This window comes from Haloferax profundi (assembly GCF_001469865.1).
GTDB classification, from domain to species: Archaea; Halobacteriota; Halobacteria; order Halobacteriales; family Haloferacaceae; genus Haloferax; species Haloferax profundi.
The window spans coordinates 1-6,195 of the sequence record NZ_LOPV01000715.1 but is presented as its reverse complement, the minus strand read 5'-3'; the positions used below and the strand labels follow the sequence as shown (position 1 = coordinate 6,195).

The window sequence follows — 6,195 nt, the reverse complement described above, 5'->3', positions numbered from 1 at the left end:
ACGGAAGAATCATTCCGACGTGCTTCGCTCGAATCGGAATGGCGACTCGAGGCCATCGTCGATCGGGACGGCGAAGAGCACATACCTGGCGGTGGTGGCGTCGATATGGTATCGCTGAAGCTGCCAGTCCAGCGTATCCTCGACGAGACGAGATTACAGTACGATCTGAAAAAAGGTGAGATGTGGCGGTGTTCGAAGTGTAACTTTGGCGGCTACAACGCAAAATCACATGCTCGGCACTTTGTCGAACAACACGGTATTGACCATCCGGAAAGTGCTGATTCAGTGCTTCATGTGGAGGATTACTTCAATCAGAACAGAGATTGTATGATGTTCACTGGTTCTGATGAAGATACTACATTGACAGATTAATATTCTGTCTTGCTATATGCCATGAATGAGATTCTCTTACCCAATTATCTCCAAATAATTGTAAATAGATTAATAATATAGAGGGATTGACTTTAACTGGTGGAAAATATGGGGGTCACAATAAAAATAGAACGACGTCTTCTACTGAAGGTCGTCTGTGGGGGAGTCGTTGCTGTCACAGGTTGTGTTGGATCTGGTGGTGAAGAGCAAAATGCTCAGGCTGATACTTCAACGCCGACAGCGACTGAAACGCCAACGCCGACAGCGACTGAAACGCCAACACCAAAATCTCAGACTTGCAAACCTGTTGTTCAAGATACTATCGAAAGGAAAGGCAGTGAGTCGTGGAGTACGGAAGAATATCTACCAATTGATTCTGTCATGACTGTTACAGTCCAAACAGTGCAAGGGAAAGTTCCAGTTATGGATATTGTCTCTCCATCTGGCGAAAGGATTGTCGATGACATGAGTGAAAACCCGATTCGGTATCAACACAAATCAACCCAAGCTGGAGAGTACATTGTCTCTTTACGTAATGGCGCGTTATTCGGTGAGAATGGCGTTTGGGACGTTGAGGTTGAAATCTGTCGGAATTGGCCGGAATCATGATTCCAAAACAGAACTAAACAAATACGTACAGAAGGCCAACCGTTATTCATTACTCATTTTATTTTCTAAGGGTCTACCGATAACAGCAGGCACAAGTTAGCATAAGCAGGCTTATTCTGAAACCTACCTCCTGTGAGAAGATTTCTATGAACTACAATTTAGAGAATACAGGGAATGACAACCTGACTAACGCTATAAAAAATAGCGACACACCCAATGCGAATGTCCCCGTTATGAACAGAGGAACCCAATCTGAGTAGGCGACTGCTGTTGAGAACGCTGCATGGAGCCAAAATAGCAGAACAATTCCTATGTAAACTGACGCTCTCTCTTTGCTTTTCCCTAATGCTGACCGATATGTGATTACTGCTAGACCAGAACTCATGAACAGGAGGTAGATCGGTTTGGTTGCGTTAGGCAAAATCTCCGAATTCACCAACCAGAATTGCAAAGTAGTTGCTTCTTTGAATGCCAACATTGGAATTAAATAAATAGAAGATGCGACGCCAGAGATCGTTATGAAAATTAGACCTGTTAAGAATAATCCTCCTGCCTCTTTCAAGTCGTCTTCGGGAAATGGTGACCCATCATTCGAATCCAATTTTCCTCTAAGGATCGACTGCCCAATGTAAATGAGTGCGGTGATAGTTAGAATAATCAGCTGTAAAAACCTCATCAAGGTTTGCTGTTCTACTGCCATTTCATCGACAATGAGTCAGATTGTATAAATAATGTCTGACTACTATCAATCTCAGTTCTACCACTTTTGCTAGGGTTCCCTTCAGCACTACTGTACCTCGAATACATCTTTTTCTTGTATGGCATCTGAACCAATGTCGTTCGATGACTTCGAAGAAACGAAAGTCGAGAACGACTACGACGACGGTGTTGAAGAGATCAAATTCGAAGTAGACGAACCGGTTGTCGGCGTTATCGTCGACATTGACCGCGACGTCGGACCGAACGAAAACGATGTGATTCACCTCGCCCGTGGCGGCGACCTCGGCGACCGCGTCAAGTTCTGGTCGAACGGCCAGATTCGCCGCGTGATCGAGAAGAAAGGCCTCTCGAACGGCAGCTGGCTCGCGGTCAAGAAGACCGACGAGATGCGGTCGTACGAGGTGGAGAACGACGACGGCACCACGGAAGAGCGTGAGTACCACGTGTTCGACGTGAGGGGCGAGTAATGGCGTCTCGCTACTCGAAGGGCCTGAGCGGACTCGCGTCCGACTACGCGATGCTGAAGACGATTCCAGCGATGTTGTCGGTCGTGTTCGTCGCCACGGGCCTGTACGCGTTCGGTGGTGTCTCGGACATCACCATCACCTGGCTGTCGAACTACACGCTCACCAGCGAGCACGCGACACTCGGGAGTATCGTCGTGTTCGCGCTGGCGTTCATGAGTTCCGAGACGAAGTCCCTCGAGTACTACGAGTACTGGGAGATGGGCTTCATTCTCGCATCGCCCGCTGTCATCCTCGGCTGGGAGTACACGACACAGATTCCTGACCTCCTGCTCGGTCTCGGCGATCCCCTGGGCGCGCAAGTTGCGTTCGTGATCACGGTCGTCGGCTGGGCTGTCGCAGTTCGCTGAGGTACCCAACCATGGCACAACATTTTCAACCGACCAAACTGCAAGCAGCTGCTGGCATCGGCTACCTGCTGGCCGTGTTCGCCGCGGTCTCGTTCATCGTGCTGGAGGCGATTCCGGCATGAGCGACTTCCACAAGAGTGGTCTGCTTATCACGCTTGGGTCGGGCTTCACTGTCCTGTCCTACGTGCTGACCGGCTTCTCGAACTACGCTGGTACACAAGGTGGACTTGAAACAGCAATTCCATTCGCTCTCGCGGCGATGTACGTTGCTGCGGATGCGTTGAACCTCGGTAGCTCTTCGACCTCTACCAGCTCAAAAGAGGTGAGTCGATGAATCGCGACCTCGCTCACCGTGGTTTCGCTATCGTGTTCGCGTTCCTTCTCGTCAGTTCCGCCTTTGTCGCTCCGGTCTCTGCTGACACTGTTACAGTCGATGGTGACTGTGACCCGACCGGTCTCCTCCGCGACTTCGTTGGTGGTTTTATCGGTATCTCTGACCCGTTCGGAACCTGTGACATTGGTTTCACTGATTCCGTCCAAGATGTAAAGACGCTCGACGGCGAACAGACTCACCTCGATATCTACTCTGCCGCGTCGGGACAGAAGGCTCAGGCGCAGGCGTTCAACGCTCCGTTCGACAACTACGTCAACGACACCCAATCTGTTGCGTGGATGAAGGCTCAGGTCGCTGTTGCTGAAGCGTACAAGAACGGTTCGAGTAAGGCTGAGGCTCAGATTGCCGGTCGTCAGGCCGTCGCAGACTACTACGCTACAAAACAGGTCAATCTCATTGAGCAATGGAATGTCACACTAAACAGCTTCGAAGTCCTACGCCAGCGGGCGATAAACGAGAGTGCTGTTGGTGACGACACTGTCCGTTTCTATGGGGCTGATGGTGACCCGACGTACCAATCTTCGACGGTGGTTAACGAAACCCTCGTCAACGGTAGTACGTATCAGTCCAAGGCTGCTACTGTTGAAGCGGCCTGTGGCGGTAGTGCGTGGACACCCACACTGTCCGTTTCAAGCGGTGGCTACTGGCATGAGAACGTCGATTGTGCTGCCTCTGTTGATGGGATCGAGGTCACGCCTCCTGACACTAACTACGACACTCTGACGTACGTGGTCTTAGACGACTACGAGTCCCGCTGGGACCGAATCGTTGCCAAGCAGACTGCACTCAACTCCGAAGTTGACAACTTCGTCAACGCGACGTGGACCGACTTCGAGAGTGGTGCAATCAACGCTTCGGACGTGATTAGCGCAAATACCGCGATGTTCGAATACGGTACAGAAATCGACGGAAACGAGAGTCTATACGCTTCAACTGCCGCGCTTGCCATGATGGGATTCGACACCCCGAATCTCAACTCGTCGGGTCTGATGAACGTGACGTACAACAACGTCACGTATCAGGGTCTCGTGTTGGCTCGTTCGGCTCCTAATGACTCGTGGACTGCGAACACTACGTACAACGCTTCGAATATCACGGGACCAGTGTTCATCGCCACTGCTGACGGTCGTAAGATCGACATAACCGGTCAGTTCACCGTTGACGACATGACTGCGAAGGATGGGTCCAAAATCCAGTCTCAGAACACTACGAAGTACGTGTACAAGACTGTGAATACAACACAGCTGCTTGAAATGCAGCAAGAGATTGAGAACCTTCGCGAAGAGGTCGAAGCCCGCGAACAATCCGCAGGTGGCTCGTCGTCTGGCTCTGGTCTCTCGACTGAGGTGATGGGTGGTCTCCTCCTCGCTGGTGCTGCTGCTGTCCTACTCATCCAACGGGAGGGTAAACAGTGAGATGATTGTCTGGCTTCTCAAGCAACTCCCGCTCGGTCTGATCGCTGGTGTCGCTATCCTCGTGGTGACGCTCCAGGTGATCGGCATCGACGTGGCGGGAATGGCCTCGAACTTCGTCCTCGACCTCCTCGGTGTCCCCGACTGGTCGGGCATGTTCGGTGGCCTGCTGTAACGCAAACCAACCTCCTTCCACCCCTACCCGCATGAAAATCAGAACCCTCACGCTCGTCAGTTGCATCGCTCTGCTGCTCGTTGCGACCGGTTCGGTCGCTGCACAGGAGAACTCGACCGCGACCGCGTCTGCTCCGACAGAGACGACGACAGTCGCGGCTACGTCCACGGCTTCGGAGTCGTCGAACGCGACGAACTCCTCGACCACGTACTTCGGCGACGTGGCTGGTGATCGCGCCGTCCGAATCGTCTCTGCTGAGTACGTCGACGGTACTGCCGTACTCGTACTCGAATCAGATCTGCCGCGGACCGTCACGGTAACTGCGCCCACTGGGTCAACGTCGGCTGGCGCGGCAGCCGGAAATCTGGTCTCTCGACCGATTCCCCCAGGGCGGACGACGATTCGAATTGACTCACCTGAACCACGCGTGACTATCGTCACATCATACTCTATCGAGAACGGCAAGTACACTGAAATCCGGTTCGAGGACGGTTCGGCGCTCATCGCTGGCCCGTTCACCGGAAAAGACGTGCGAGACGCCGCAATCGGTGGCGCACTCGGCACCGGATTCGGTGCGCTCCTGATAATTGTCCGTCGACGATTCGGCCTCCATCGAGGCATGGAGCGTGTCGCATGAGCGACGAACAACTCGAGCCCGAGGCTCACGAACCGAATCGAGAGGCACCGGACGAACCGGACATGTCGGCGGCCTCGACGACGGTCGCACCCGAACCTGAAGCCGGGCGACTGGTCACAGCGTTCGTCTGGGTGATGCGCTACGGCGTTCATCTGACAGTCGCCGGGACGCTCCTGCTCGTCGGTCTCGTGCTCGTCTTCGACGTTCGAGTGCCACGCTCCCTGCAAATCATCGGCCTCACTGCTGGCCTGTCAGCGGCGCTCGCTGGCCGCTGGGTCGGCGGTCAGGCTGTGGACCTAATGGGTGGTCCGCAGATGATGTGGCTCGTCGACCTCGACCTGCTCGACCGAGACGGCGCGGGTGTCTACACCTGCCCCACACCCCGATGGTCCGAGTGGACTGTCGTCGACGGCCAGCTCTGGTGGGCAACGCCGAACCTCGCGTTCGGTCGTGGCGTCGACCTCGACGCTCGCGAAGTCGCCGGCACCTGGGTCGGGTCGCTACCTGACCCGATTCTGGCACGGGCGCTCGAATACCTCCGGTACAACAGAAAGCAGCTCGAACCGAAGGCTCGCAAAGGCGAATCCCTCGAAATCAACGCGTTCGCAATCGTTCGCTCGGCGGCGGTTCGAACAGTGAAACACGTCGTTCGGACGTTCGAGAAGGGCTCGTTACCGGACGACGGCGAAGCGCTTCACTCGGAAATCGACTCCGTCCTGGAAGACTTCGACCTGGACGGTTCGGACGAGATTTTCGACCAGGACCCGACCGAGTGGAAACCCGGTGACGACGAGCCGGCACCGGACCCACTGGCGAAACTCGCACAGCAACAGCAATCAGCAAATGGAGAATCACAATGAAACTCGAACTCGAACTCTCGACCCGTGAAAAGTACATAATCGCTCTCTCGCTATCGGTCGGCATCGTCGCTGGCCTCTGGTTCGGTCTCTTCACGATTCCGACCAGGGCGCTCGACGTTCCGATGCGCTTCCTCGAGGACGG

At 54.1% G+C, this 6,195-nt stretch carries 10 protein-coding genes; 8 read left to right on the top strand and 2 right to left on the bottom strand.

Annotation, left to right across the window (positions count from 1 at the left end; genetic code table 11):
- Positions 1-372: hypothetical protein (locus AUR66_RS22435; protein ID WP_058573878.1), on the top strand; the 372-nt coding region annotated here is incomplete at its 5' end.
- A 99-nt stretch (positions 373-471) separates the two neighbouring features.
- The gene (locus tag AUR66_RS21580) at positions 472-981 is read left to right on the top strand and encodes a hypothetical protein (RefSeq protein ID WP_157533259.1); all 510 of its coding nucleotides are present in this window, start codon (positions 472-474) and stop codon (positions 979-981) included.
- A gap of 151 nt (positions 982-1,132) precedes the next feature.
- Here AUR66_RS21580 and AUR66_RS20075 read toward each other — a convergent pair whose 3' ends face one another.
- Positions 1,133-1,681, bottom strand: coding sequence for a hypothetical protein (locus AUR66_RS20075; RefSeq protein ID WP_058573876.1), 549 nt, complete (start codon positions 1,679-1,681; stop codon positions 1,133-1,135).
- Positions 1,682-1,799: 118 nt separating this feature from the next.
- Between AUR66_RS20075 and AUR66_RS20070 the strand changes: the two genes are divergently transcribed.
- Together AUR66_RS20070 and AUR66_RS20065 are read left to right on the top strand one after the other, a co-directional pair.
- Entirely contained in the window at positions 1,800-2,168 is a 369-nt protein-coding gene (locus tag AUR66_RS20070) for a hypothetical protein (RefSeq protein WP_231727985.1), read from the top strand.
- Complete coding sequence (locus AUR66_RS20065) at positions 2,168-2,575, top strand: hypothetical protein (RefSeq protein WP_058573874.1); 408 nt, start codon at positions 2,168-2,170, stop codon at positions 2,573-2,575. Before AUR66_RS20070 ends, AUR66_RS20065 begins: the two co-directional genes overlap by 1 nt.
- 204 nt (positions 2,576-2,779) lie before the next feature.
- On the opposite strand, the gene AUR66_RS23030 is transcribed toward AUR66_RS20065, so the two are convergent.
- Complete coding sequence (locus tag AUR66_RS23030; protein WP_231727984.1) at positions 2,780-3,235, bottom strand: hypothetical protein; 456 nt, start codon at positions 3,233-3,235, stop codon at positions 2,780-2,782.
- 12 nt (positions 3,236-3,247) lie between these two features.
- Here AUR66_RS23030 and AUR66_RS20055 point away from each other — a divergent pair, with 12 nt between their 5' ends.
- Genes AUR66_RS20055 through AUR66_RS20045 form a run of 4 tightly spaced genes read left to right on the top strand, consistent with a single transcriptional unit; the run spans position 3,248 to position 6,053 of the window.
- A complete protein-coding gene (locus AUR66_RS20055; protein ID WP_231727983.1) occupies positions 3,248-4,384 on the top strand; it encodes a hypothetical protein in 1,137 nt (378 codons plus the stop codon).
- A 1-nt stretch (position 4,385) separates the two neighbouring features.
- Complete coding sequence (locus tag AUR66_RS22430; protein ID WP_197409896.1) at positions 4,386-4,556, top strand: hypothetical protein; 171 nt, start codon at positions 4,386-4,388, stop codon at positions 4,554-4,556.
- Positions 4,557-4,587: 31 nt separating this feature from the next.
- The gene (locus AUR66_RS20050; protein WP_058573871.1) at positions 4,588-5,193 is read left to right on the top strand and encodes a hypothetical protein; all 606 of its coding nucleotides are present in this window, start codon (positions 4,588-4,590) and stop codon (positions 5,191-5,193) included.
- On the top strand, positions 5,190-6,053 hold the full coding sequence (locus AUR66_RS20045; protein ID WP_231727982.1) for a hypothetical protein: 864 nt from the start codon (positions 5,190-5,192) through the stop codon (positions 6,051-6,053). Before AUR66_RS20050 ends, AUR66_RS20045 begins: the two co-directional genes overlap by 4 nt.
- Positions 6,054-6,195 lie beyond the last annotated feature (142 nt).